Annotated in this window: 27 protein-coding genes; 18 read left to right on the top strand and 9 right to left on the bottom strand. The window is 43.0% G+C overall.

The features are described 5' to 3' along the window. Positions 1 to 504: group II intron maturase-specific domain-containing protein (locus ACYQ2O_RS04670; protein ID WP_459796092.1), on the top strand; the 504-nt coding region annotated here is incomplete at its 5' end. Positions 505 to 736: 232 nt separating this feature from the next. On the opposite strand, the gene ACYQ2O_RS04665 is transcribed toward ACYQ2O_RS04670, so the two are convergent. Beyond that, entirely contained in the window at positions 737 to 2,140 is a 1,404-nt protein-coding gene (locus ACYQ2O_RS04665) for an aminotransferase-like domain-containing protein (RefSeq protein ID WP_459770012.1), read from the bottom strand. Positions 2,141 to 2,283: 143 nt separating this feature from the next. Between ACYQ2O_RS04665 and pdxS the strand changes: the two genes are divergently transcribed. The 4 genes from pdxS (at position 2,284) to ACYQ2O_RS04645 (ending at position 5,312) form a co-directional block, all read left to right on the top strand. Then, positions 2,284 to 3,174 carry a pyridoxal 5'-phosphate synthase lyase subunit PdxS gene (gene pdxS / locus ACYQ2O_RS04660; RefSeq protein WP_459770010.1) on the top strand — a complete coding sequence of 297 codons (891 nt, stop codon included), beginning with the start codon at positions 2,284 to 2,286 and terminating at the stop codon, positions 3,172 to 3,174. Positions 3,175 to 3,176: 2 nt separating this feature from the next. Beyond that, positions 3,177 to 3,749 (top strand): pyridoxal 5'-phosphate synthase glutaminase subunit PdxT, encoded by a 573-nt coding sequence (gene pdxT, locus ACYQ2O_RS04655; protein WP_459770008.1) that lies wholly within the window; start codon positions 3,177 to 3,179, stop codon positions 3,747 to 3,749. A 125-nt stretch (positions 3,750 to 3,874) separates the two neighbouring features. Beyond that, the gene (locus tag ACYQ2O_RS04650) at positions 3,875 to 4,291 is read left to right on the top strand and encodes a pyridoxamine 5'-phosphate oxidase family protein (RefSeq protein ID WP_459770006.1); all 417 of its coding nucleotides are present in this window, start codon (positions 3,875 to 3,877) and stop codon (positions 4,289 to 4,291) included. 208 nt (positions 4,292 to 4,499) lie between these two features. Further along, positions 4,500 to 5,312 carry an MBL fold metallo-hydrolase gene (locus tag ACYQ2O_RS04645; RefSeq protein ID WP_346025393.1) on the top strand — a complete coding sequence of 271 codons (813 nt, stop codon included), beginning with the start codon at positions 4,500 to 4,502 and terminating at the stop codon, positions 5,310 to 5,312. Positions 5,313 to 5,362: 50 nt separating this feature from the next. Here ACYQ2O_RS04645 and ybaK read toward each other — a convergent pair whose 3' ends face one another. The 4 genes from ybaK to ACYQ2O_RS04625 all read right to left on the bottom strand — a co-directional run bounded on the left by ybaK (position 5,363) and on the right by ACYQ2O_RS04625 (position 7,579). Beyond that, on the bottom strand, positions 5,363 to 5,842 hold the full coding sequence (gene ybaK / locus ACYQ2O_RS04640; protein ID WP_459770004.1) for a Cys-tRNA(Pro) deacylase: 480 nt from the start codon (positions 5,840 to 5,842) through the stop codon (positions 5,363 to 5,365). Between the two features lie 251 nt (positions 5,843 to 6,093). Continuing rightward, positions 6,094 to 6,396 carry a hypothetical protein gene (locus ACYQ2O_RS04635; protein ID WP_459770002.1) on the bottom strand — a complete coding sequence of 101 codons (303 nt, stop codon included), beginning with the start codon at positions 6,394 to 6,396 and terminating at the stop codon, positions 6,094 to 6,096. Between the two features lie 161 nt (positions 6,397 to 6,557). Beyond that, positions 6,558 to 6,698: a hypothetical protein gene (locus ACYQ2O_RS04630; protein WP_346025399.1), complete on the bottom strand. Its 141-nt coding sequence runs from the start codon at positions 6,696 to 6,698 to the stop codon at positions 6,558 to 6,560. Beyond that, positions 6,695 to 7,579, bottom strand: coding sequence for a helix-turn-helix domain-containing protein (locus ACYQ2O_RS04625; protein WP_459770000.1), 885 nt, complete (start codon positions 7,577 to 7,579; stop codon positions 6,695 to 6,697). The genes ACYQ2O_RS04630 and ACYQ2O_RS04625 overlap by 4 nt, the downstream gene beginning before the upstream one ends. A gap of 271 nt (positions 7,580 to 7,850) precedes the next feature. On the opposite strand from ACYQ2O_RS04625, the gene ACYQ2O_RS04620 reads away from it, so the two are divergent. Then, positions 7,851 to 8,828 (top strand): ring-cleaving dioxygenase, encoded by a 978-nt coding sequence (locus tag ACYQ2O_RS04620; protein ID WP_459769998.1) that lies wholly within the window; start codon positions 7,851 to 7,853, stop codon positions 8,826 to 8,828. Positions 8,829 to 8,948: 120 nt separating this feature from the next. Here ACYQ2O_RS04620 and ACYQ2O_RS04615 read toward each other — a convergent pair whose 3' ends face one another. After that, the gene (locus ACYQ2O_RS04615; RefSeq protein ID WP_459769996.1) at positions 8,949 to 10,277 is read right to left on the bottom strand and encodes a sodium-dependent transporter; all 1,329 of its coding nucleotides are present in this window, start codon (positions 10,275 to 10,277) and stop codon (positions 8,949 to 8,951) included. Positions 10,278 to 10,745: 468 nt separating this feature from the next. Here ACYQ2O_RS04615 and ACYQ2O_RS04610 point away from each other — a divergent pair, with 468 nt between their 5' ends. The 6 genes from ACYQ2O_RS04610 to ACYQ2O_RS04585 are packed head-to-tail and all read left to right on the top strand — an operon-like array spanning position 10,746 to position 17,517. After that, entirely contained in the window at positions 10,746 to 11,582 is an 837-nt protein-coding gene (locus ACYQ2O_RS04610; RefSeq protein WP_459769994.1) for a phosphate acyltransferase, read from the top strand. Between the two features lie 21 nt (positions 11,583 to 11,603). Continuing rightward, on the top strand, positions 11,604 to 12,671 hold the full coding sequence (gene buk, locus ACYQ2O_RS04605) for a butyrate kinase (protein ID WP_459769992.1): 1,068 nt from the start codon (positions 11,604 to 11,606) through the stop codon (positions 12,669 to 12,671). Positions 12,672 to 12,691: 20 nt separating this feature from the next. Next, positions 12,692 to 14,107 (top strand): dihydrolipoyl dehydrogenase, encoded by a 1,416-nt coding sequence (gene lpdA, locus ACYQ2O_RS04600; protein WP_459769990.1) that lies wholly within the window; start codon positions 12,692 to 12,694, stop codon positions 14,105 to 14,107. 19 nt (positions 14,108 to 14,126) lie between these two features. Next, positions 14,127 to 15,116: a thiamine pyrophosphate-dependent dehydrogenase E1 component subunit alpha gene (locus ACYQ2O_RS04595; protein WP_091265835.1), complete on the top strand. Its 990-nt coding sequence runs from the start codon at positions 14,127 to 14,129 to the stop codon at positions 15,114 to 15,116. Between the two features lie 24 nt (positions 15,117 to 15,140). Next, entirely contained in the window at positions 15,141 to 16,127 is a 987-nt protein-coding gene (locus ACYQ2O_RS04590) for an alpha-ketoacid dehydrogenase subunit beta (RefSeq protein WP_346025606.1), read from the top strand. A gap of 13 nt (positions 16,128 to 16,140) precedes the next feature. Then, positions 16,141 to 17,517, top strand: a complete 1,377-nt coding sequence (locus ACYQ2O_RS04585; protein ID WP_459769988.1) for a dihydrolipoamide acetyltransferase family protein — start codon at positions 16,141 to 16,143, stop codon at positions 17,515 to 17,517. 50 nt (positions 17,518 to 17,567) lie between these two features. Here the strand turns inward: ACYQ2O_RS04585 and ACYQ2O_RS04580 are convergent, their stop codons facing one another. Further along, complete coding sequence (locus ACYQ2O_RS04580) at positions 17,568 to 18,455, bottom strand: LysR family transcriptional regulator (RefSeq protein WP_459769987.1); 888 nt, start codon at positions 18,453 to 18,455, stop codon at positions 17,568 to 17,570. Positions 18,456 to 18,596: 141 nt separating this feature from the next. On the opposite strand from ACYQ2O_RS04580, the gene ACYQ2O_RS04575 reads away from it, so the two are divergent. Both ACYQ2O_RS04575 and pgeF read left to right on the top strand, forming a co-directional pair. After that, positions 18,597 to 19,700 (top strand): Glu/Leu/Phe/Val family dehydrogenase, encoded by a 1,104-nt coding sequence (locus ACYQ2O_RS04575; RefSeq protein ID WP_459769985.1) that lies wholly within the window; start codon positions 18,597 to 18,599, stop codon positions 19,698 to 19,700. 271 nt (positions 19,701 to 19,971) lie between these two features. Next, positions 19,972 to 20,697, top strand: coding sequence for a peptidoglycan editing factor PgeF (gene pgeF, locus ACYQ2O_RS04570; protein ID WP_459769983.1), 726 nt, complete (start codon positions 19,972 to 19,974; stop codon positions 20,695 to 20,697). 87 nt (positions 20,698 to 20,784) lie between these two features. On the opposite strand, the gene ACYQ2O_RS04565 is transcribed toward pgeF, so the two are convergent. Further along, the gene (locus ACYQ2O_RS04565) at positions 20,785 to 21,354 is read right to left on the bottom strand and encodes a TetR/AcrR family transcriptional regulator (RefSeq protein ID WP_459769981.1); all 570 of its coding nucleotides are present in this window, start codon (positions 21,352 to 21,354) and stop codon (positions 20,785 to 20,787) included. Between the two features lie 163 nt (positions 21,355 to 21,517). Here ACYQ2O_RS04565 and ACYQ2O_RS04560 point away from each other — a divergent pair, with 163 nt between their 5' ends. From ACYQ2O_RS04560 to ACYQ2O_RS04550, 3 genes are all read left to right on the top strand, one after another. Next, positions 21,518 to 22,081, top strand: coding sequence for an NADPH-dependent FMN reductase (locus tag ACYQ2O_RS04560; protein WP_459769980.1), 564 nt, complete (start codon positions 21,518 to 21,520; stop codon positions 22,079 to 22,081). 734 nt (positions 22,082 to 22,815) lie between these two features. Further along, positions 22,816 to 23,082 carry a hypothetical protein gene (locus ACYQ2O_RS04555; protein ID WP_346024714.1) on the top strand — a complete coding sequence of 89 codons (267 nt, stop codon included), beginning with the start codon at positions 22,816 to 22,818 and terminating at the stop codon, positions 23,080 to 23,082. 109 nt (positions 23,083 to 23,191) lie between these two features. Next, positions 23,192 to 23,638, top strand: a complete 447-nt coding sequence (locus ACYQ2O_RS04550) for a hypothetical protein (RefSeq protein WP_346024715.1) — start codon at positions 23,192 to 23,194, stop codon at positions 23,636 to 23,638. Between the two features lie 343 nt (positions 23,639 to 23,981). Here the strand turns inward: ACYQ2O_RS04550 and ACYQ2O_RS04545 are convergent, their stop codons facing one another. After that, positions 23,982 to 24,128 (bottom strand): hypothetical protein, encoded by a 147-nt coding sequence (locus ACYQ2O_RS04545; RefSeq protein WP_176759653.1) that lies wholly within the window; start codon positions 24,126 to 24,128, stop codon positions 23,982 to 23,984. Between the two features lie 58 nt (positions 24,129 to 24,186). Between ACYQ2O_RS04545 and ACYQ2O_RS04540 the strand changes: the two genes are divergently transcribed. Continuing rightward, the coding region (locus tag ACYQ2O_RS04540) for a helix-turn-helix domain-containing protein (RefSeq protein WP_459796093.1) at positions 24,187 to 24,305 on the top strand (119 nt) is incomplete at its 3' end.

The following is a 24,305-nucleotide window of genomic DNA, read 5'->3' as shown; positions in this document are numbered from 1 at the left end:
CAGGATAAAAGTAAAGTGGGTTCCCCAACACGTTTAAAGTTCTTGGGTTGTCTGATAACCACAGTGAATGGGGTCTGTCGTTACAGACCTTCGAAAGAAGCCAAAGCGAAATTCATGCGTACCTTGAGACGCTTGACTAAACGTAAACGAGCAGGGAAGTTTGATGAGATTGTCAAAGAAATAAACAGCAGAACAAGAGGCTGGATTAATTATTTCGGCACAGGCTTCATCAAATCATTCGTGAAGAAAGTGGAGCAATGGCTGCATCACCGTATCAGACAACTGATTTTAAAAAGATGGAAAAACCCGCGTACTAAGATTAGCAGATTAATGCGTTTAGGTCTAGATATGGACAGTGCTAAACGCATAGGCTACTCCAGAAAGAAGTACTGGAGATTATCAAAAACACCTGAGGTTCATTGGGTGCTTACAACGAAAAGACTCTACCGTTGGAACGGAGTTCCACTACGAGACCTGGCAGAGTCTGCTTACTTAAGATATTGAACCGCCGTATACGGAACCGTACGTACGGTGGTGTGAGAGGACGGTAAATAAATTAATTATTTACCTCCTACTCGATTGTTTGAACAGGTTCTGGATGATGAATTAGACAGATGAATAGACCATAAACTCATCTATGGTCTATTGCGTCTAAATGTAAAGTGGGGAATGTACCATAAACAAATATATGCACATTCACATCCACACTCTGAACCAAAATAAAGAAAAAATCTGATCAGTCAGATTTTTCCACTGGATAATTAACAAAACTTAATCGGAAGCCATCCGTCTGGCTACCGAATCGACGCCCTTCTGTGGCGATTACCCCTTGATTCAAGAGCTTAGTAAGAAACGAATCGGTCACTCCAGGTTCAGGATCTTTCAGGCGGCAATACAAATGAAATCCGCCTTTCGCTCGTGTGAAATTCACCTTATCCCCGTATGTTTCTCTTAGCCACTTCTCCATTGAAGCGCTGCGGGCTTTCAATTCACGAATAATCTTTTCCTGATACTGATTCATCTGATGACGTAAAAAGTGATCCGCCATAAACTGAGGAAGGAAACTCAAATCTGAATCGATTTGAGCGCGGATTGAAGACAAATTCTTCAATATAGCCTCAGGACCTACCATCCATCCGATTCGCAGGTGACGTCCGGCAAGTTTTGACAAGGTACCGAGGTAAATAACCTGCTGATTCTGATCCAGCATTTTAAGTGGACGGTTATCCAAATCAGGGTCAAAACTCAATGTGCCGTATGCGTCATCTTCTACTATAGGGATACGTTTCAACAGGCAGTAATCAAGAATCTCAGCTTTTCGTCGTGGAGACATGACGAGACCCGTCGGATTCTGAAAAATCGGGTTCAGAAAAACCATTTTTAAATGATACTTCAGTGAAGCTTCCTGAAGCCCTTTAACCGTCATGCCTTCTGCATCCATTTGAATGGGGACGATTCGAAGTCCCGCTGCCTGAAAGAGCCGGAGTGAATAGAAGTAGGAAGGAGCCTCGATTCCCACAGCGTCACCTGGTTTGAGCAGACCTTGAGTAATCAGGAAAAGAGCATTCTGTGTGCCTGAAGTGATCATGATTTCTTCTAAAGGAACGCTCATCTGATAGGATTTCTTCAGATACGTCTGGACGCTTTCCTTCAATGAATGTATCCCTGTATGAGAAGACGACTGTCTGATTTCCTGTTCGACCAGCTCACTCCAGTGGAGACTGGGAATCTCTAGATCAGGCAATAGATCTGGAGGCAGAACGCCTTTTGACAAATCGAGAACAGAGCCAGACCCATAAGCACGTCGACTGGCTGCGGCAGTTTCATAAGCAGTCGGTTTATACAAAATATCATTCTCAGGAGATACCCCCCAGTTGACAAGCGGCTTGGTCTGGAGATTCCATTTATCCGCATTGATAAATGTTCCACTGCCTTTTCTACGAACAAGGACACCTTGAGCAGTCAATTCCTCAAGAGCTCGTATGACGGTTGAGCGATTGACTCCCATGGATTCCGCCAGCTTCCGTTCAGAAGGCAGACGTTCCCCGGGCAGCAGCACACCTTCCTTCATCTTACGTTCAATCAGTTGCATGATGATCTGATACAAAGGCATATCGCCAGTCCTATCCAGTGCCCACATTTGAATCCCCCTTTACCTATTTAAAATAGTATAGCATAAATTGGATGGGTGAAATATAGTCCAATTGGATGTATTCATATGAAGCTAAAAAAAATATACTACTATCAATGGTAAAAAACCTATTGCATACAGGAGGACTTTAAATGAGCGAAAAAGTAGTTGGAACTGAACGAGTCAAACGTGGAATGGCAGAAATGCAGAAGGGCGGGGTGATCATGGATGTGGTCAACGCTGAGCAGGCAAAGATTGCGGAAGCGGCTGGTGCCGTAGCGGTCATGGCCTTGGAACGTGTACCTTCTGATATTCGAAAAGCAGGCGGAGTAGCCCGTATGGCTGATCCGACAATTATAGAAGAAGTCATGAACGCTGTCAGTATACCGGTCATGGCCAAAGCCCGAATTGGACATATCTCTGAAGCTAGAATCCTTGAAGCCATGGGTGTGGATTACATCGACGAAAGTGAAGTGCTGACACCGGCAGATGAAGAATTTCACTTGTTGAAGTCGGAATACGTCGTCCCGTTCGTCTGCGGCTGCCGTGATCTTGGAGAAGCCTTGAGACGAATCGGTGAAGGGGCATCCATGCTTCGAACAAAAGGAGAGCCGGGAACAGGGAACATCGTTGAAGCGGTTCGTCATATGCGTAAAGTGAACAGTCAGATTCATACCCTACAGACAAAGTCCGATGACGAACTGATGACCTTTGCCAGAGACCTTGGTGCACCATATGACCTGGTTAAAGAAGTCAAGGAATTAGGGAAACTGCCAGTTGTCAACTTTGCGGCTGGAGGTGTCGCTACACCAGCAGATGCGGCGCTTATGATGAGCCTTGGTGCTGACGGCGTGTTTGTGGGATCTGGAATCTTTAAGTCTGAATCTCCAGAAAAATTCGCCCGTGCGATTGTTCGAGCAACAACAAATTATGAAGACTACACACTGCTGGCTGAACTGTCTAAAGACTTGGGTGAAGCTATGACGGGTATTGAGATCGGCCACTTAGCTGAATCAGAACGCATGCAGGAACGCGGGTGGTAGGCATGAAAAAAACCATTGGGGTCCTGAATCTCCAAGGAGCCGTACGCGAGCACATTCGAGCGCTGGAAAATATTGGGGTCAAACCTGTTTCAGTAAAGAAAGAGGAAGATTTTGACATAATCGATGGACTGATCATACCGGGAGGCGAGTCGACAGCTATCGGCCGTCTGATTCGAGAGCATCATCTGGAAAAGAGACTTAGAACCTTTCATCAGGATGGACAAGCCATATTCGGGACTTGTGCCGGGCTGATTCTCTGCAGTACGGATGACAGTCACCCGACGCAGGATCTTCGTCTGGGCTTCATAAACATAGAAGTTGAACGCAACGGCTTTGGTAGACAAGTAGCCAGTTTTGAAACAAAGCTGAACTTCAAAGGGATCGATCAGCCGGTTGAAGCGGTCTTCATCCGTGCTCCTTATATTCAGGAAGTCGGAGAAGGCGTCACTATCCTGGCAGAAGTGGACGGAAGAATTGTCGCTGCCGAACAGAACAATGTGCTGGTGACGGCCCATCATCCTGAACTCACTGATGACTTTGCTGTACTTGAATACTTTATGAAAAAAGTAAGCTGAGAAATCGAGCTTGAAATTAAATCTGCCCGAATACTTCGTTCAAGTAACGAGGTGTTTAGGCAGATTTTTGCTTGTCATCCTGATTCCTGTCATAGTATATACAAACCTTTAAGGAGATGTGAGACATGACAGAAGCAAAAGAAAAAGCACTGAAAATTTTGGACAAGAATGAAGTAGGCGTTTTAGCTACTGTATCAGGAAACAAGCCTGTGGCACGCTATATGGACTTTAAAAGTGATGATTTTGTATTGTATCCCGTTACGGATAAGCGTACTGAAAAAGTAGAAGATATTGAAGCGAACAATCATGCTTTCGTACTTATCGGCTACGAAGAGGGCGTATTCGACAAGGATTACCTTGAAATAGAAGCAACCGTTTCTCTGACTCAGGATCAGGACCTTATTGACCGAGTATGGAATGACTATATGGATGATACATATAAGGAGAAAGACGATCCGAACATCCTGGTTCTTAAACTGGCGCCACAAAAAGTAACGCTGAAGTTGAAAAAAGATGATAAGAGCGTACCAGTCGACTTTTAATTGAATAATATAATGATGACGGACCTCCGGGTATCCGTCATTTTTTTGTAAGAAATATGTTTCACGAGAGCTAGTGGGAGCAATACAGGGAAATTTTTTAATTGATAGGACTGACTTGACAGGAAGACTTTCATCAAAGAACAGTAACAGCGAAGAATCTATTGTGGTATAGTTAAGACAATCATGATGGACAATTGGAGGAGTGGCTATGCTTCATTTTCAAAATGGAAATCTCACGGTATTCAAAAGTACATTATTTCAAACGACCACAGTCATCATAGAAACAGAACAGTCGATAATCATGACCGACCCGAACTGGCTCCCTGAAGAAGTGAAGGAAATTAGAGCCTATATCGATGAGCGCCTAGGCGATAGAAAACTGTACATCATTTATACTCATAGTGATTATGATCATCTGATAGGTGCCGGCGCATTTCCTGACGCGTTCGTCATCGCCTCGCGAGCTTTTCATCATAATAAACGAAAAGACCAGATCGTTGATGAAATGAAGGCATTTGACCGAATGTACTATATCGAAAGAGAGTATGACCATAGCTACCCAACAGTCGACCGTCTGATAACGACAGACAATGATATGTTGAAACTGGGTGAGGTGACGCTTAAATTTTATCTTGCCCCAGGCCACACGGAAGATGGATTGTTTACGATAGTTGAACCCTACTGTTTCTTTTTATCAGGAGACTATCTTTCTGATGTTGAGTTTCCATTCATCTATAGTAGCTACAAAGATTATAAGCGGACAGTTAAGAAAGCACGATCAATCCTGGAAAATTATACCATCAGCTACCATGTGCCCGGACATGGAAATGTGACAGATTCTAAAGAAGAAGTCATGGACCGGCTGAACTTTTCAGATTACTACTTAACCCAGTTAACGACTGATTTTGAGAACCTGGAAGATGAGTGCAGAGCTCGTTATCCATTTTTTGAAGGGATGAAAGAGAGTCATCAGAAAAATTATGACTTAGCTGCTTCTAAACTGAAGAATAAAAAACGATAAGAGGAAGTCGGACACTAGGAATGGCAGTGTCCGACTTTTTTTACTAGCAGTTAGTTTTTTACAACATCTGCAATGTGACCATCAATGAGTCTAATCAGATCATCGGGATCAAGTTCAACTGATACTCCAACTTTTCCGGCACTGAAAATAATCGTATCGAACTGTTCTGCAGAGGAGTGAAGGACGGTTTTGAAAGTTTTTTTCATTCCGATGGGGGAGCATCCCCCATGTACATAGCCAGTCAGAGGCAGAAGTTCCTTCTCCTTGATCATGCTGATGCTTTTTTCATCGACAGATCGTGCTGCTTTTTTCAAATCCAGTTCTTCATTGACTGGAATGACAAAGACATAGACTTCATTAGATTTTCCTCGAGTAACTAGTGTCTTGAACTGCTGGTCAGGATTATTGCCCATTTTTCTTGCAACGTCTGTTCCACTGGAGACATCTGAGCCGAAGTAGTGGTGTTCCTTGTAATCAATGTTCTGCTGTTCCAATTGTCTGATGACATTTGTTTTGACTTGTTTACTCATGTGAGATCCTGCCTTTCTTTAAATAGATCGACTGTCCTGCTTATTAAATATCTGTAAGCGTGGTACGATTATCTCTCAATTATAAAAGAATGACAAGAACCCTTTTCAAAGGCTGGCTATAGAAGAGCAGGAAAAAAGCACGCAGTCTGCTTCAGCACAGAATAGACGTGCTAATAGCAGAAAGGTGCTTTAAAAAAAATAACTTCATTATAAAGACAAACTCAGGATACCCACTTCCTGTAGTCTAGAGCTTACTCTTCCTCTTCAGTCTCTGTCCCATCGCCTGAATCAGTATCGGTGTCTGTTTCGCCATCTGTCCCATCATTGCCATCGATGTCAATATCGACGTCCAGATCGGTATCATCGCCACCGTCTTCAGTCTGTTCTTCTGTCTGATCACCAGTATCCGTGTCAGTAGGGGTTCCTCCATCTCCCATGAAGAACATGACGACGATTACTCCTACGATGATGACAAGAGCTATGAGAAACAGGGCAAAGAGACCGGTGCGTCGATTCTCTTCATGTCTATGCGGATCGTTATTTCTATCTGCCAACTATACCACTCCTTTTGTTTAATATAGTTAGAGTATCATAATCATGCAGTTAGCTGTAATAATATGTTCCAAGAAAAAAACCAGCTAAGATAATCCTTAGCTGGCGGTATACTCGTTTTCGTTACGGGAGGTTTTTATCTTTCTCAGATGACAGGGTAAAGTTACGCTACGTTATGTTCTACTTCTACAGCTGCTCGTTCAAGCAGTGGTGGAATTCTTGGGACAGTTAATGGTGATACAATAAAGGTTAAAGCCATGAAACCAGCTAAGACTAATGCGAAAGCTTTTCTATGTTTTTTCATGAAAATCCTCCTTGTTTTAACGACAATTTATTATTGATTTCCGTCAGCGCCAGCTGAGAGAATGATAAAAGTTTTTTGTTGTTTTGTAGTCTGAAAATGCTGGAAGAGAGTTCAAAGCACTCTTTTGAATCCTCTAAGTTGCCTAGCTTATAAAAGATGTGTCCTTTCGTATGGTGAAAATCCCCTAACGAATATAGACAATTATTCTGAACTAACATATCAATACCTTCAGATACATAGGAAAGAGCTTCCTTGCTATTGTCCAATTGTTCCAAAGCTAAAGCATAATTCAAAGTTATTTTAGCGCGTATTTCAATGCTGACCGAATCATTTAAAATATCGATTCCACTTTTATATGATTGTCTTGCTTTTTCAAAATCGTCTCTTTTATAATAAATGATTCCACGAGCATTGTAAACTTCAACTGCAAGTTCTGTTTCAACATCATCAAGATATATACCATTCAGTATTTCAAGAGAGCGATCTCCACGATTATATAATTGGTATTCCAGTAATGCTTCAATCATAGCAAAAAACACCTTATCGTTAACATCACGCGAGCTATTTATCAGTAACTTGTGGTGGTCAAGCAAAAGCTCTATTGTTTTGTAGTCTCTGTTTAAAGAGTACTGCCTGATATTCTTCTTAACATCATGAAGCTCATTCTTTTTACTGTTGTCATGCTCTGCCTTGATCAGTTCGTTTTCTTCAAGACCCAGCCTTTGTTCGAGCTTATCAAGAATGGCTTTTTTCGGCACAATATCTCCTTTTTCCACACGGCTGATCAGAGCCTGTGCACAGATATCTTTTGCCAATTGCTGTTGAGTCAAACCAAGTTCTTTTCGCTTGATTTTTATGATTTCTCCTAATTTCATTTTCATCCCACGCTTTCTATATATGGAAGTATAAGTTATTGGAAGCCGTTTAGCAATCAAAAATATTAAATATTATTAAAAAGATTTATTCTTAATAAAAATGCAATAATTTGACAATAAAAAATAGACACGGTATAATTGCTTCGAATTCGAAATAAATTGCTCAAAGTCATAAGAGCCTTTATAGCAGAAAGCGCTTGAGCAAGCTCTTAATGAGAAATTCGAGTTTAAATAATATTTCACAAACAATGTAAAATAATACAGGAGGAGATTTAAAATGAAAGAATTAACAGGCATTCATCATGTTACAGCAATTACCAGCAGTGCGGAGAAGATTTATGACTTTTTTACGCATGTTTTAGGACTTAGACTGGTTAAGAAGACAGTCAATCAGGATGACATTCAAACCTACCATCTCTTTTTTGCAGACGACAAGGGAAGTGCAGGAACAGATATGACTTTCTTCGACTTTCCTAATATTCCTAAAGGTGTCCACGGAAATGATGAAATCTCAAGAACGTCATTTAGAGTGCCGACAGATGAGTCGCTCACATACTGGGTTAAACGATTTGAGAGACTAAGCATTGATAATGATGGAATACAGGAACAGTTCGGGAAAAAAGTACTGAGATTTACAGACTTCGATGATCAGCAGTATCAGCTTATTTCAGATGAATCAAATGAAGGGGTGGAGTCTGGAACGCCATGGCAGAAGGGACCGATTCCTCTGGAACACGCCATTACAGGGTTAGGACCGATCTTTCTGACTTATGCTGACTTCGATTATATTAAAGCTGTCCTTGAACAAGTATACAATATGAGAGAGATTGAACAAGAAGAGACATGTCATCTGTTCGAAATGGGCGAAGGTGGAAATGGAGCTCAAGTTATAGTCGATGTTCAGGAAAACTTGCCGGTGCACAGAGAAGGATTCGGAACGGTTCATCACGTGGCCTTCAGAGTAGATGATAAAAAAGCAATCGAAGACTGGATCGCTCACTATCAGCAGTTCCAGCTTCCTAATTCAGGATTTGTCGACCGTTTCTTCTTCCAGTCCCTGTATGCAAGAGTAACGAGAGGGATTTTGATCGAACTGGCTACAGATGGACCAGGATTCATGGGCGACGAACCTTATGAAACATTAGGAGAAAAACTGTCGCTTCCTCCATTCCTAGAGAATAGCAGAGAATCGATCGAAAGTCAGGTCAGACACTTCGATACAGTAAGAAGCACAAAGACATATGAAAAAGAATAACAGTTAAACAATAAACAGCAGAAAACCAGAGCTTTGAAAGCTCTGGTTTTCTGCTGTTTAATATGAGTAAAACAAGGCTATCCTCTATACCCATGAGGATGATTTTTATCGGTATGCTGCTTACCAGTTCAGAATGCCGATGATCAGCACTACGAGTATGGCAATTGGCGCAATGAACTTCACTGTGAAGATAAAGAGCTCTGACCATACAGTTCCGCTTGTATCTGTATGAGTTAGGATATCCTCTTTCTTCCAGGTCCAGCCCACAAATAGTACTGAAATCAGAGCACTCAATGGAAGGAGGAGGTTTCCGGTGAAGCTATCAATGAAGTCCAGGAAACTGTCTCCCATAATTGTTATTTCCATAGCTCCCTGGCTTAATGAACTCAATACACCCAGTAAAGAAATAACGAGCCCAACAATCAAAGTGACTGCTTTACGGGACATATTTAATCGGCGCATAAAGTAAGATACGGATACTTCAAGCAGCGAGATAGCTGATGTTAGCGCGGCTAATGACAATAGGATAAAGAATACGAGGCCGACAATCGTTCCAATGCCACCTAAGGCTTCGAAAATATTCGGGAGAACGATAAACACAAGTCCTGCTCCTTCAGCCGGATCAAGTCCGAAAGCAAATAATGCTGGGAAGATGATTAGTCCAGAAATAATTGCAAATAAAGTGTCCATTACGATGACAATCGCAGCAGCAGAAGTCAGACGCACATCGGGATTCAAGTAACTGCCGTATGTCAGCATAATGCCCATTCCCAGGCTTAATGTAAAGAATGCCTGTCCCATGGCAGCGAGATAGATATTAGGGTCAGCGAATGCGCTCCATTCTGGTCGGAACATGAAGTTCAGGGCTTCTGCAGTTCCACCGAGAGTCAGACTATATGCAGCCAGTATGATGACTAGCACACTCAAGGTAGGCATCATCCATTTACTGGATAATTCGATCCCTTTCTGAATCCCAAAAAAGACTATCCCGATAGTCAGAGCCATGAATATGAACTGCCAGACTATAGGGGATACAGTGCTGCCTATAAAGCCTAAGAAGAATTCAGAAGAATCTCCAGTAATGCCTCCAGTCAGATACTCGAAGGTGTATCGCAGTGACCAGCCTCCGATTACGCCATAAAATGACAGAATCAGAAAGGCTGCTAGCACACCCAGTCCTCCAGCTATAAACCAGGGTGATTTTGGAGCAAGCTTCTTGAACGCTTGAACGGCATCAGCCTGTGAGCGGCGTCCGATAGAGAATTCAATCAGCATGACAGGAAATCCGAGGAGCAGGACGCTTAATAAATAAATAATCAGAAATGCTGAACCTCCGCCTTCTCCCATAGCGTATGAAAATCGCCAGATATTTCCCAAACCTACTGCAGAACCCATAGAAGCTAAAATAAAGCCCCAGCGGGATCCCCATTGCTCTCTTTTTTGTTCCATTATAATAAACACTCCTTTTCTTTATGTAATGCACAATATTAAAGTAGTATACATTATAAATGAGTATATTTGAATGATTTTCTAATCTTTTGCTCATTTATAAAAAAACTTAAAACAAACCTCCTTTTGAATGCGTTTTACAAAGTGAGTGTACCGCTTTATATTAAGCGGTACAAGAGCAAATTTCAGAATGTAAATGATGGAAAATAGTGATTAAATACACAAAGTGAAATCAGAACATAAAAAGGAAGCGTTTGCATATAGAAAATAATGATTGAGGTATAAAAACTTTTGATACTATAAAGAGTCATTATTTTCAGAAATCTAGTAATTAAAGGGAACTACAATAAAATGAGAATAGTCTGAGTATAGATAGAATTTATAGCACTATAGGTTTTAAGTATTTGCAGTTAAATGAATATAAGGTAAACTTAAATTAAGCGTTTACATAAAATAGGGGGATTATTTATGCATACTGTAGCAGTTGCCGGGGGCTCGAGATCGGAGATCAAAGAGCTGGTCCAACTGAGTCTTGAAGATTGGGGAGACCAGGTAAAATTTATTGTATTTGATACTGAAGATAATATTGATTCAGATGACCTGTGGGAGTACCGGGGGTATTCATCCGAAGAAGAAATGGTTAGAGAAGCCGTCAGGAGCGTCGCTTCCGGAGAATCAGGTATTCTGCTTAAAGGTGGGATAAAAACGCATACCCTTTTGAAAGAAGTTCTCAAAAAAGAATATAAGCTTAAGAAGCAGGACCTTCTGTCGCACGTCGCTTTAGTTAATCTGCAGGCGCTCGATCGGCATATTCTACTGACGGATGCCGGGATGAATATTACTCCCGATGATGATCAGCTTGAACAGATCATAAATAATGCCATACAAGTCGGCCAGTCTATTGGTCTGAAGAAACCCAAAGTGGCTCTGATAAGTTCTGCTGAAAACGTCAATCCTAAGATGCCTTCATCACTGACGGCTGACCGGTTGACGAAGCGGTTTAAAGACCATGAAGAAGCGACGGTATACGGGCCCATATCACTGGATCTGTCTCTTTCTGAAGCAGCAGTCACAAGCAAGCGATTCACTGGTCCAGTAGCCGGAGATGCGGATATCTTAGTCGTTCCTAATATAGATGTCGGAAATGTCCTGTACAAAACGCTTCTTCTATTTGGCGATGCAACGATTGGTGGAACGATCGTAGGAACAAACGTACCGATCGTTCTGACCTCAAGAAGCGATAAGGTCAGAAGTAAATTATATGCCTTGCGGTTTGCCTTGATGCAGGCCGAGAGTAATCAGTAAGTCATTAGCAGGAGGATTTAAATGAAAGAGTATATACTAGCAATCAATCCAGGTTCCACATCTACCAAGGTATCATTGTTCAATGAAAAGGAAGAAGTAGCAACAAGGACCATCAGGCACAGCACAGAAGAAATTGGTCAGTTTGACGGCGTCATGCAGCAGAAAGCCTTTCGAATGGAGCTGATTCTTTCATTTCTGTTAGAAGAGGGGTTCGCGGTAGAGACATTAAGGGCTGTAGTAGGAAGAGGCGGTCTTCTTAAGCCCATACCCGGCGGTACTTATTTAGTAGAGAAAGACATGCTTAAAGACCTTGAAGAAGAGAAATATAATACACATGCTTCTAATTTAGGAGCTGTACTGGCTTATGAAATCGCAGAATTGGCAGGAGTCGAAGCCTACATTGTTGATCCTGTCGTTGTGGATGAACTGAACGATGTCGCCAGAATTTCAGGTCTGAAAGGGATCGATCGGAGAAGTGTTGTACACGCCTTAAACCAGAAAGCGGTTGCGAGAAGGGTTTTAAGAGAAAAGGGAAAGACCTATGAAGCAAGCAGGTTGATCGTGGCCCATATGGGTGGAGGTTCAAGTATTGCCGCACACGATCAGGGGCAGATGATCGATGTAGTCAACGGACTGGATGGGGAAGGCCCCTTCACTCCCGAACGAACTGGCGGACTGCCCCTCTATGACTTTGCCAAGATGATTCTGGAAGAAAATCTGAATCTGGATGACGTTAAAAAACGACTAGCAGGAAAAGGTGGCATGTATTCGTACTTAAAAGAAATCGATCTGAGACATGTTGTTGAGCGCATCGATAATGGCGATGAAGAAGCAAGACTCATTTTGGAAGCGATGACCTACCAGCTAGCGAAAGCCATTGCCGAAATGGCAGCTGTTCTCAAAGGCAGGGTGGACCTTATTATTCTGACTGGAGGCATCGCCTATGCTAAGCTTGTAGTAGAACAAATCAGCGAGCGGGTAGATTGGATCGCACCTGTGACCGTTCATCCCGGCGAAATGGAAATGGAAGCCTTGTTTGAAGGCGTGATGCGTGTATTAAATAATGAAGAACAGGCGAAACACTATTAAGGAAATGTGAGGAGAACGTTATGGCGATTGAAACAGAATTACTGATTCTTGGCGGAGGCACCGGTGGATACGTTGCAGCTATCCGGGCAGCCCAGCAAGGCTTGGATGTTGTCCTGGTTGAAAAAGATAAGCTCGGTGGCACGTGCCTGCACCGCGGCTGTATCCCGTCCAAAGCTCTGCTGAAAAGTGCAGAAGTTATGGATACCTTTAACATGGCAGATGAATTCGGTATTGAGATTGGGGAGACAGCAAAAGTCAATTACTCGAAAGTGACTAAACGAAAAGAGGCCATCGTTGATCAGCTGTATCAAGGGGTTCAAGGTCTGGTTAAGAAAAATAAGATAAAAGTCGTTCAAGGTAAAGGAGCAGTACTCGGTCCATCTATTTTCTCTCCGGTATCCGGTGCGGTGGCTGTTACCTTTGATGATCCTGACAAAGAAGAAGAGATCTACGTTCCTAAGAAACTGATTATTGCGACAGGCTCCGTTCCTAACTCTCTGCCGCACCTGCCTCTTGATGAAGAAATGATTCTGTCTTCAGATGGGATGCTGAGGCTTCAAGAACTGCCTGAGCGTATGGCGATCGTTGGTGGAGGGGTCATAGGAGTTGAATGGGCTTCCCTGCTTCACAGTCTAGGTGTTGAGATCACGATCTTTGAAGCACTGGACCGCCTGGTAATCAATGAGAGTAAGCAAGTATCCAAGGCCCTGCAAAAGCAGTTTGAAAAACGGGGAATCGATGTCAAAGTCGGTCAGCTTGTAGAACAGGCTGAGATAGAAAACGGAAAAGTGTCTCTCTCAATTAAAGGAGAAGACGATCCACTTGTGGTGGATAAAGTCATGGTTGCAATTGGACGTAAACCTGTGGTGGAAGGCATCGGCCTTCAGAACACTTCAGTCAAATATGATGCAAAAGGCATTCAAGTCAATGGCCATTACCAGACTTCCGAGAGCCATATTTATGCTATCGGCGACTGCATCGACACCCTTCAGCTGGCTCATGTGGCTATGAAAGAAGGAGAGCTGGCGGTGGACCACATTTGCCATGATACTAGTGAGCCGATCAATTATGTCAACGTACCAAGATGCACCTATACGTCTCCGGAAATAGCCAGCGTTGGCTATACTAAAGAGACTCTTCCAGAAGGGAAGAAAGTGAAGACAGGAACCTTCCAGTTCAATTCGAACGGGAAAGCACTGATCGGAGGTAAAACGGACGGCTTTGTAGAAGTAATCAAAGATGAAGAAACGGATGATTTAATTGGAGTATCCATCATCGGTCCCCATGCAACGGATCTGATTTCTGAAGTAAGTACAGCTATCTATATGGATGCCAGCCCAATTGAAATCGGCGAGGCGATCCATCCTCATCCGACCTTATCTGAAGCCATTCAGGAAGCCGCTCTGGATGTATACAAATTAGCGATTCATAAATAAGAAAGTGAGTGAAGAAGCGATGAAAAAACTGGAAGAATCTGGTTTAACAAAACAAGAAATCATTCAAGCCTACAGACATATTCTTATGGGGCGCCGGCTCGATGAACGCTTATGGCAGCTGACACGAATTGGGAAGACCTCCTTCAATATCTCCGGTCAGGGACATGAAGTGGGACAGGTAGCGATGGCGATGGCATTCCAGCCTGAAAAGGATTATTTCCTCCCTTATTACCGTGATATGACTGCGTGTATGGTCTGGGGGATGACAGCTAAAGACATTATGCTTGGATCGCTCGGTAAAGAAGATGATCCTTCGTCTCACGGCCGGCAGATGCCGAACCATTACGGCTCTAAAGAGCATAATATTGTGTCCCATTCATCAACGGTTAGTACACAGTTCCCGCTCGCTACAGGAGTGGCTTATGGGGCACAGCTGAAAAAACAGGACTATGTCACGTTGACCGCTACCGGTGAAGGATCTGCGAACCAGGGCGAAGTGCAGGAAGCGATGAACTTTGCAGGAGTTAAGAAACTGCCGCTGATATTCGTCATTGAAAATAATGGCTATGCTATCTCCGTAGGCACGGATGAACAGTATGCCAATGAAACGATGGCAGAACGTGGACCTGCTTATGGATTCCCGGGAAAAAGAGTTAACGGCAATGACTTTGTCGAAACCTATCTGGCATTCAAAGAAGTTGTAGAGCGTGCGCGCAGTGGAAAGGGGCCGGCGCTTATCGAACTGATGGTATCACGGCTAACCTCTCACTCTGCTGACGATGACCACACCGTCTACCGTTCCAAAGAAGATATTGAAAATTTGAAGAAAAACGATGGGCTTCTGTTCTTTGAAAAGCAGCTGATCGATGAAGGGTATCTGACCCGTGAAGAAATGACAGACATTGATACTGAGCTGAAAAAAGAGATCAATAAAGCGACAGACGAGGCAGAAGAGATGCCGGAACCGACGGCTGACACTATTCTTGACCACGTTTATGCAGAAAAATAGATTCTGAAAGGACGGAAGAAGCCTATGGCAATGATGACGTATTTAGAAGCCATTCGAAAAGGAATAGAAGAAGAAATGGCACGTGATGAAAATGTAGTGATCTTCGGCGAGGACGTCGGAGGAGTAAAAGGTGGTGTGTTCGGAGTCACAAAAGGACTGGCTGAACAGTTCGGAGATCACCGTTGTTTTAATACACCGCTGACAGAAGGTGAGATTGGTGGACTGGCAGTAGGACTCGGACTCGTCGGCTACCGGGCGATCGGAGAATTCCAGTTTGCCGACTATATCCTGCCTGCCGTCAATCAATTGATATCGGAAGCGTCACGCATGCGTTACCGTACGAAAGGAGATTGGACAGCACCCATTGTCTACCGTGCACCTTATGGAGGTGGAGTAAGAGGGGGGCTGTATCACTCTCAATCTACAGAAAAGGTCCTCTTCGGTCAGCCCGGACTGCGTATCGTTACCCCGTCTTCTCCACATGACGCCAAAGGACTGATCAAAGCGGCAATCCGCTCTGACGACCCTGTTTTGTTTTACGAGCATAAACGGTTGTATCGCCTACTTAAAGAAGATGTATCCGATGACGATTATGTCGTACCTCTTGACAAGGCAAATGTCGTACGCGAAGGCGACGATATTACGGTCATCGGCTATGGCATGGTTCTGAATCATGCCTTGAAAGCAGCTGAGACGCTGAGCAAAGAGGGATACGAAGCAGAAGTTGTCGATGTGCGTTCCTTGTATCCACTGGATAAGGAGACGCTGGTCAAAGCAGCGAAAAAAACAGGTAAAGTCCTACTGGTTACAGAAGACAACCTGGAAGGCAGCATCATGAGCGAAATATCAGCGATTATTGCTGAAGAAGCGCTTTTCGATCTGGATGCACCGATCAAGAGACTTGCCGGGCCGGATTCTCCAAGCATGCCGTACGCTATTGCATTGGAACGCGAATTCCTGGTTAACGAAGAAAAAGTGACGAATGCTATGCGAGAACTGGCAGAGTTTTAAGGAGGATCAGTTGATGAGTATTGAAATTATTGAAATGCCTCACCTAGGTGAGAGTGTAACCGAAGCCTCCATAGCTGCATGGCTGGTTTCAGAAGGAGATCGGATCGAAAAATACGACCCGATTGCAGAAGCAGTGTCCGACAAGGTGACAACAGAGATCCCTTCCAATTATTCCGGAATAGTCAAAGAATTTCTGATAGACATAGACACGGATGTTGAAATAGGAACACCAATGGTGAAAATTCAGACAGATGAAGAAGGAGAGGATGAGGGAGAGAATTCAGACAGCTCGGAAGCAGGAATTGAAACAGGTGAGGAGTTCACTGACCACATCAACGAGGAAATCGTCAAGGAAGCGGAAAGGGAACCGATGGAGCGGCAGACGACGAGTGATGAGAAGCAGTCGACTCCAAAGGATACCCAAAAAGTTCCCGACAGTTCGACCCGCTATTCTCCGGCAGTTGTTCGTATTTCACAGGAGCGCGGCATCAATCTGTCCCAAGTTGAAGGTACAGGAAAACATGGGCGAATCACTCGAAAAGATGTGCTGGCATTCGATGTAGACAGTCAGAAACCTGCTGCACAACAGTCTTCTGATAAGAAAGAGAATCGTTCAGAGGAATCATCTCCAGTTGAAGCAGAATCGACGCGTCCTCAAAAAGCAGCACCGGCAGCTTCACTTCTGCCAAATGGCGGCGAAGTGGTTCCCGCTGATGGCATACGCAAAGCCATTGCCCGGAAAATGGTTCAAAGTTCAACTGAGATCCCGCATGCCTGGCTGATGGTCGAAGCAGATGTGACCAATATCGTTAAACTGAGAGAACAGACAAAAGCTACATTCAAAGAGCATGAAGGCGTGTCACTGTCCTACTTCCCGTTCTTTGTAAAAGCAGTCGTTCAGGCACTTAAGAAGCACCCAGTTATTAATACCTCGTGGGACAATGGAAATATTGTCTATCATAAAGACATCAGTATTTCGGTTGCGGTCGCTACTGACGAGCATTTGTTTGTTCCTGTTATCCATCAGGCTGATCGCTACTCACTGAATGGCTTGTCCAAAGAAGTCAGTCGCCTGGCAGGACTCGCCCGGCAAGGCAAGTTGACCACGTCAGATATGCAAGGTGGAACGATGACCGTCAACAACACTGGAAGTTTCGGATCAGTCCAGTCGATGGGAATCATTAATCATCCTCAAGCTGCGATCCTGCAGGTGGAAAGCATCAATAAGCGATTTGTTCCTACTGAAGAAGGCGGCTTTAAAGCAGCAGATATGGTCAATCTATGTCTGTCAATCGACCATCGGATCATTGATGGGCTGCAGGCTGGACGTTTCCTTCAGACTGTAAAAGAAAACCTCGGCCGATTCTCTGATGAATCCGATTTGTATTGAATAAAAAAATCCCCCTCGAGGTGAGAGGGACGTACGATGGGTTAAGGGAGTCAGTTCTTCTTAATCTCAGCAATGAGTTCTTCGATCGCTTTAGTCGGAGCTTTGCCTTTCTTTAAGGCGATACCGATTGAAAAATAATCATTCTTATCTTTTAGAGGAATCCATTTCAATCCATCGAGAGATCCGATCGAGCGATACTCAATAGGCAGCAGACAGATCGAATCAAGCGTCTGCAGGCTGTATAAAAGAACCTGCAAGTCATCATGGTACATGACAATATCCGGTTCGAATCCGAGGTGACGGCTGCGCTCCAGTAGCATCTGACCAAGCATGAAATTCTCGTTCAGTGTAGAAAAACGCTGATTTTTCAAGTCTATAAAGGTCAGTTCTTCGGCATCAGCCAAGGGATTCGTTTCAGGCATAACGACATGGACACTGTACCCTTTTGTCGATGTATTCAGAGCTTCGATGGAAATGGCGTTAGACTGGGTATTCGGAAATGATACGAGGCCAATATCCAGCTCGTCATTCGCCAGCATAGTCTGTATTTTACGTGACCCGTTTTGAGTAATGATCAGATCGACATTCTGATGTGTAGCGATGAAGCTTGATATCTGTTCCATATACTGTACGGCAAAAAGGATAGTCAGGCCTAGCCTGATAGTTTCTTTTATATCCGTTTTCATATGCTGGATTTTATGTACCAGATCGTCAAAGTCGTTCACTATCTGCGTACCTTTCTTGTACAGCAGTTTTCCGGACCGGGTCAGATTGAACGATTTGTCATGAGGGTTGAACAGATGGGTATTCAGCTCGGATTCAAGCTTTTTAATCGTAAAAGATAAAGTCGGCTGCGTCACAAACAGATTTCGGGCAGCTTGAGACAAGTTTTTAGTGTTGGCGATCTCTATAAAATATTTTAACTGTTTAATATCCATCGGATCCATCCTTATTATTAATATGCTCGTCTGTTCATTATACATGACTTGAGTAAGCGGCAGCATAAAATGAGTCAGTTATTACCTACTTTTAACGGAATCATATCTAGTCAAATTTAAAAACGGAAAGGAAGTAGACAAATGGATATTTTTAAAGCACTGGAAGAATATGACTACGAACAACTGATTTTTATGAATGACAAAGAGACGGGCCTGAAAGCCATCACCTGTATTCACGATACGACATTAGGCCCTGGCCTTGGCGGGACGCGGTACTGGACATATGACAAAGAGGAAGAAGCGATTCTGGATGCCATGCGTTTGGCTAAGGGAATGACCTACAAAAATGCTGCAAGTGGACTGCCCATAGGCGGAGCGAAAACGGTAATTTTAAAGAATCCAGATAAAGAAGTAAACAAAGAGGCAATGTTCAGAGCATTCGGACGATTTGTCGAAGGGTTGAACGGCCGTTACATAACTGCGGCGGACGTCGGCACAACTGAAATCGAGATGGATTATATTTATCAGGAAACGAACTATGTTGCAGGAACTGGACTCAAACCGGGAACGTCAGGCAATCCTTCTCCTTCAACTGCTCATGGTGTTTACGTGGGGATGAAAGCCGCTGCTAACAAAGCGTTCGGCTCCCCGTCGCTGGAAGGCAGACGGATCCTGATTGAGGGAGTCGGTAAAGTCGGATATATTCTGGCCGAGAAAGCTATAGCAGAAGGGGCTCATGTCATAGCTGCTGATCTGTTTGAGGAGCCAAGAAATCGGGCACGTGATTTAGGATGCCAGATCGTTGCTTCCGATGACCTGTTTTCAGTCCAGGCCGACATTTATGCACCTTGTGCTCTAGGAGCAACCGTCAATGATGACAGTCTGGAAAAAATTAAAGCCGCGGGCATCAAAGTCATTGCAGGCGCCGCCAATAATCAGCTCGAAAAAGCTCGGCACGGAGATAAACTTGAAGAAATGGGACTTATCTATGCTCCGGACTACATCATTAATTCAGGTGGAGTCATTCAAGTGGCAGACGAGTTCAACGGGGGCTACAACGAAGCGCGTGCACGTATGTCCATCGACAGAGTGTACGATCAGATTGAAAAAGTATTTGCCATCGCAGAACGTGACGGCATTCCTTCTTACAAAGCGGCGGATATCCTGGCAGAAGAACGTATTGCTGCAGTTAGAGGCACTCGAAGTATATTTAATCAGCATACAAAATCGATTCTGAACCGTTAAAAATATAAGTTAGGAAAGATTACAATAAACCGCATGATGCGTCAGATCTTCATTCAGGCAGTTAAGTCTGTTTTGAAGGTGGACAGATCATGTGGTTTTTACTATATGAGTATTTTCGGATCCAAGGACTGATCTCATATAATTTAGGTAATAATATAAGAAGCAAAGGTGTTATCAGATGGATTTTAATACAATTGAATAGTCCAATTCTGAGAAAGAGATGATCTATGCTATAATAGACAAAAAATTAGGGATAGGGTGGCTCAAGGCAATGCATTCACGATTACTTGAAAAATACGGTGTCATAACTAAAGTAGCCGGATCTGATTATAATTTCAGGTATCAGACCGCAGGAAGCAAAGTGGCTGACGATATGAACAGGCTTTTAAATGAAATAGATTCCGACAGACCGGATGAGATTTATACCGGTCAACAGGTCCATAGTGCAAATGTCACCTATGCAGATGGATCAAACGGCGATTCATTTGTCTTCGGCAAGACATTCAAGGAAACAGACGGTCTGCTGACAGACAAAAAAAGAGTCGGCTTGCTTATCAAGTATGCGGACTGTACACCGGTTATTCTTTATGATCCTGTGCATGAAATACTGGTCAATGTCCATTCGGGTTGGCGGGGGACGACTCAGCGCATCACCACTAAAGCGATAGAGAAGATGATCAGTAAGTATAATACGGATCCTAAAACGTTGATTGCTTACGTCGGACCATCAATCGACCAAGATAATTATGAAGTGGGGCCGGATGTATATGAAGCATTTGCCGGATTTGCCGAAAGGGATCAGTTTTTCAGGAAGACAGGGGCTAAATATAAGATGAGCATGACGGATGCGAATCTGTCGATATTGAAAGAAGCGGGAATCAAAAATGAAAATATAGAAGTAGAGCGGGCCTCTACATTCACAGATAAACGGTTGCATTCAGCTAGAGGAGAAGGGGTCAGCTATCAGCTGAACGGACTTTTTGCCATGATGAGCTGATCGATAAAAAATAACGCTGCCGATTGCTTGAAGCAGAAAAATCAGGGTATTCTCTTCCTGACTCTCTGCTGACCAATCGGCAGCGTTTTATAATGAGTCCAGTCCATTGATTAAAGCGGGCAGAACAGGATCCATATAGTCTTCTGGTGCTTCAGCCTGTGAAGACTCACAGTAATCCTTGGTCATTCCCAGTAACGCATGGGTCAGCATTCTAGCCAGCTTAAGATGAACCGAAGATTCTATCCCAGGTTTATGGAGAGCCAGATGTGAAGATAGAATATCGATTAGATGAGAATGGATCACCAGATCGATCATTTCAGACTCCTCCGATCCATCCGAATACGAATCGAGTGTTTTTTCGAATCGAATCAGCGAGATAAAAAGTTCTCTAAGTGTATCTTCAGTCGACAAATGCTCTTTGATATCAGGACGACTGCTGCAGCCAAGGTTTGACCGCAAGGCTTCACTGACGACTTGCTCAAGCAAGTCATATTTATCTAGAAAATGATTATAAAAGGTGGCCCGATTGATCCGTGCTTCTGTAGTGATATCTTTAACGGTAATAGAGGAAAATGGCTTTTTTCCTGAAAGAAGGACAAAAGCATCGATAATCTGTGTTCTTGAACGTATCACACGAGGATCTTTTTTTACTTGCACTGTACTTGTCTGCCTTTCTACTGGAATGCTAAACAGACGGATATGTCTGTTATCTAAACAACACATCTACTATACTGTTGGTTTATTTCCAAGTCAAGCTGTCATATAATAAGCAATGCAGCTGACTTACGAATAGTTAGCATTTAAAAGGAGGAGTTAATTTATGGTAAAGATAGGAATTATAACGGGTAGTACACGAGATACACGTGTCAATAATCAGGTGGCTGAGTATGTACTTGAAAAAGCGAAAGAGGTACAGGATGCAGAGTTTGAAATCGTCGATATCAAAGACTACGATTTGCCGATGTTCAACGAGGCCCTTCCGCCATTAATGGCAAACAAGCAGTATGGCAAAGAAGGCAATCAGAAATGGTCTGAGAAAATCGACTCACTCGACGGGTTTATTTTCATCACACCTGAATATAACAAGTCGATCACTCCATCATTGAAAAATGCAATTGACTACCTTGCTTCCGAGTGGGGGAATAAAGCGGCAGGAATCGTTGGTTACGGGTCGACCTTAGGGGTAGCGGCGACTATCAGTCTACGTACGATTCTATCTAATGCCAACGTGGCTACAGTAGGACCTACCGGTGGATTCAGTCTCTTCACTGACTTTGAAGACATGACAACATTCCGTCCCTCAGAAGTACACAACCCGACAATCAAATCTGTAATCGATACAACTGTTTCATGGAGTCGTGGACTGAAAACAATCAGAGGATAATAAATACACTAAAGAAGATAAAGGAAGAGTCGCTGACCAGGTCAGCGACTCTTTTTTGATAAAGTTGTCGAAAAAACTGGACTTACTGGTCCATAATTTATAAACCCATTAATAGATAGGAGAAAAAGAGGCGGATGCCTCTTTTCAAATAGAAATCTTTTGACCTTTAGAAATGATTAAGAACCGAATGCCTCATAAAGTAGAGATATGGGGTATTCGCATCCAGAATAAAAGAACGAATGCCTCATAAGATAGAAATATGAGGTATTCACAACTAAAAATTAAGATGAATGCCTCATAAAACAGAGATTTGAGGCATTCGCCAACTATATGGATGAGGTCAAAGAGGCGGAAGCCTCTTTTCCGATCGAAAGTGAGGCATATAGAAGACTCGAATGTGCCATAAATGGATATATGGACTGTTCATTTCGAAAAAAGGTGGTCGAATGTGTCATAAATAACTATATGGTGTATTCACGGAATGAAAACAGGTGCGACTGGTTCATAAACAGATATATGAACCATTCATCTTTAAAAAATGAGACTTGACCAGAATCGATCAGAATAACGTCTACCGGAAAATCAGGCCAGTTGTCTTACTCTCTCCAGAATACAGCCTACTGTATAGTAAAGCTGGTTTACTTCAGCGATGTGGACTGATACACTAACTGAAAGAACAAGGAGTGCCGCAACCATAACTAGGAGAACGATCACTCAGTAAAAGGAGTCGGAATATGAGAAATAGAGTGAATAAATGGCTGATCGCCGGTCTGTTCATCAGCCTGATCATGATAATCATCGGTTATTTCCTGTGGGCGATTGATGTTCCTGTGGATGTGCTTGCGGGACTTACTGCAGAAGAAGTGAACCAGATGCAGCAGGAACTGGCTTTAAACTATTCAGCTGGATTTTTTCTGTTGAATCTGGGCTTTGTCATTTTTACAGGAACATTGATGGCATTAGTTATCAGAAAACTTTTGGATATATTTACTGACAGGTAAAAGTGTATTTTACATTCTCCTTACAAAAGGTTATTTGCATTCGATTCCATTTGAATTAAATGAAAGATGATATACACTAGAGGTATCTCAAACAGAAGGAGTGAAGTGAATGGAACAGCAAGTGTACACCACCTATTGGCAGAATCGGCTGAGTAATGTAAAAAAAGAACACGGGAGTTACGAAAACGAGGAAGAGGCAATTAAGGGAATCAAAGCCTGGTGGGAACTTCATAAAGAAGCCTACCCGCATGCTGAGTACAAACGGACCAATTCAGGCGCTCTGGAAATTATTTATAATGATGATAATCACTTTTATCGCATTGAGAAACGCAGCATAGAAGGAAAGTTACCCAGTCGGAAATATAAACTACGAAAACCAGGAGAGGTGGAAGCTCTGCGTTCCAAACACAGCCTCCACGAGGAAGCCTATCTTTTTGAAGAACTGGCAGAACCGTATCAGGACAGGTTAGTACAGGCTATGGCTGACTCTATGAAACTCAGAAATTACGTATATGATTCAGAAGGCAGACCGATCAAAAAGTTAAATGAAAAATAATCGTATTCACTAAAGCCTCCCTTCCCATGGTGGGTTTGATGAAGGAAGCAGGAGTAGATGTCACGTACAAGAAATATGGAGGACCGGAGATGAACACCTCCAGCACATTTTTCACTGCAATATGAACCTTGAAGAAGCGAAAAATTGTAATCGTGAGGAAACAGAGTTCTTCAAGAAGCATTTAAACAGATAAAGAACCGGACAAATTCCGTTATGGACTTTGTCCGGTTCTTTTACGTTTTTTTAGAACGTCCTGCTCTATTATCTATTTATCATCATTTGACAGAAGACTCCCACCTCTAAGCGAAGCGTAGGTGGGAGATGAATGCCTATTGAGCGAAGCTCAAAACAGCCCTTCTGATTTTAATGCTTTTCGCAACAGTTCAAGTACACTGGCTGTAAATGTAGCTATGCTGTTTTTCTCTTGATACGTTTCAATTGCTTCCACTAAATCTTTGGGGAAGCGAATTAGTTTTTGAATCTTTTCCATTGACACCACTCCTTAAATACTATATCATTATGATATACAAAAGGAGGTGGATTGTCAAATGAAAATTCATAAAGCCTATAAATTTCGACTCTATCCAAACAAAGAACAGGCTATTTTGATTAACAAGACTATTGGGTGTTCCCGATTCATCTACAATCATTTTCTCAATCAGTGGAA

Source organism: Alkalibacterium sp. m-11, from assembly GCF_054658155.1.
Note: the sequence above shows the minus strand (reverse complement) of the source record. Positions and strands in the feature narration are given on the sequence as shown.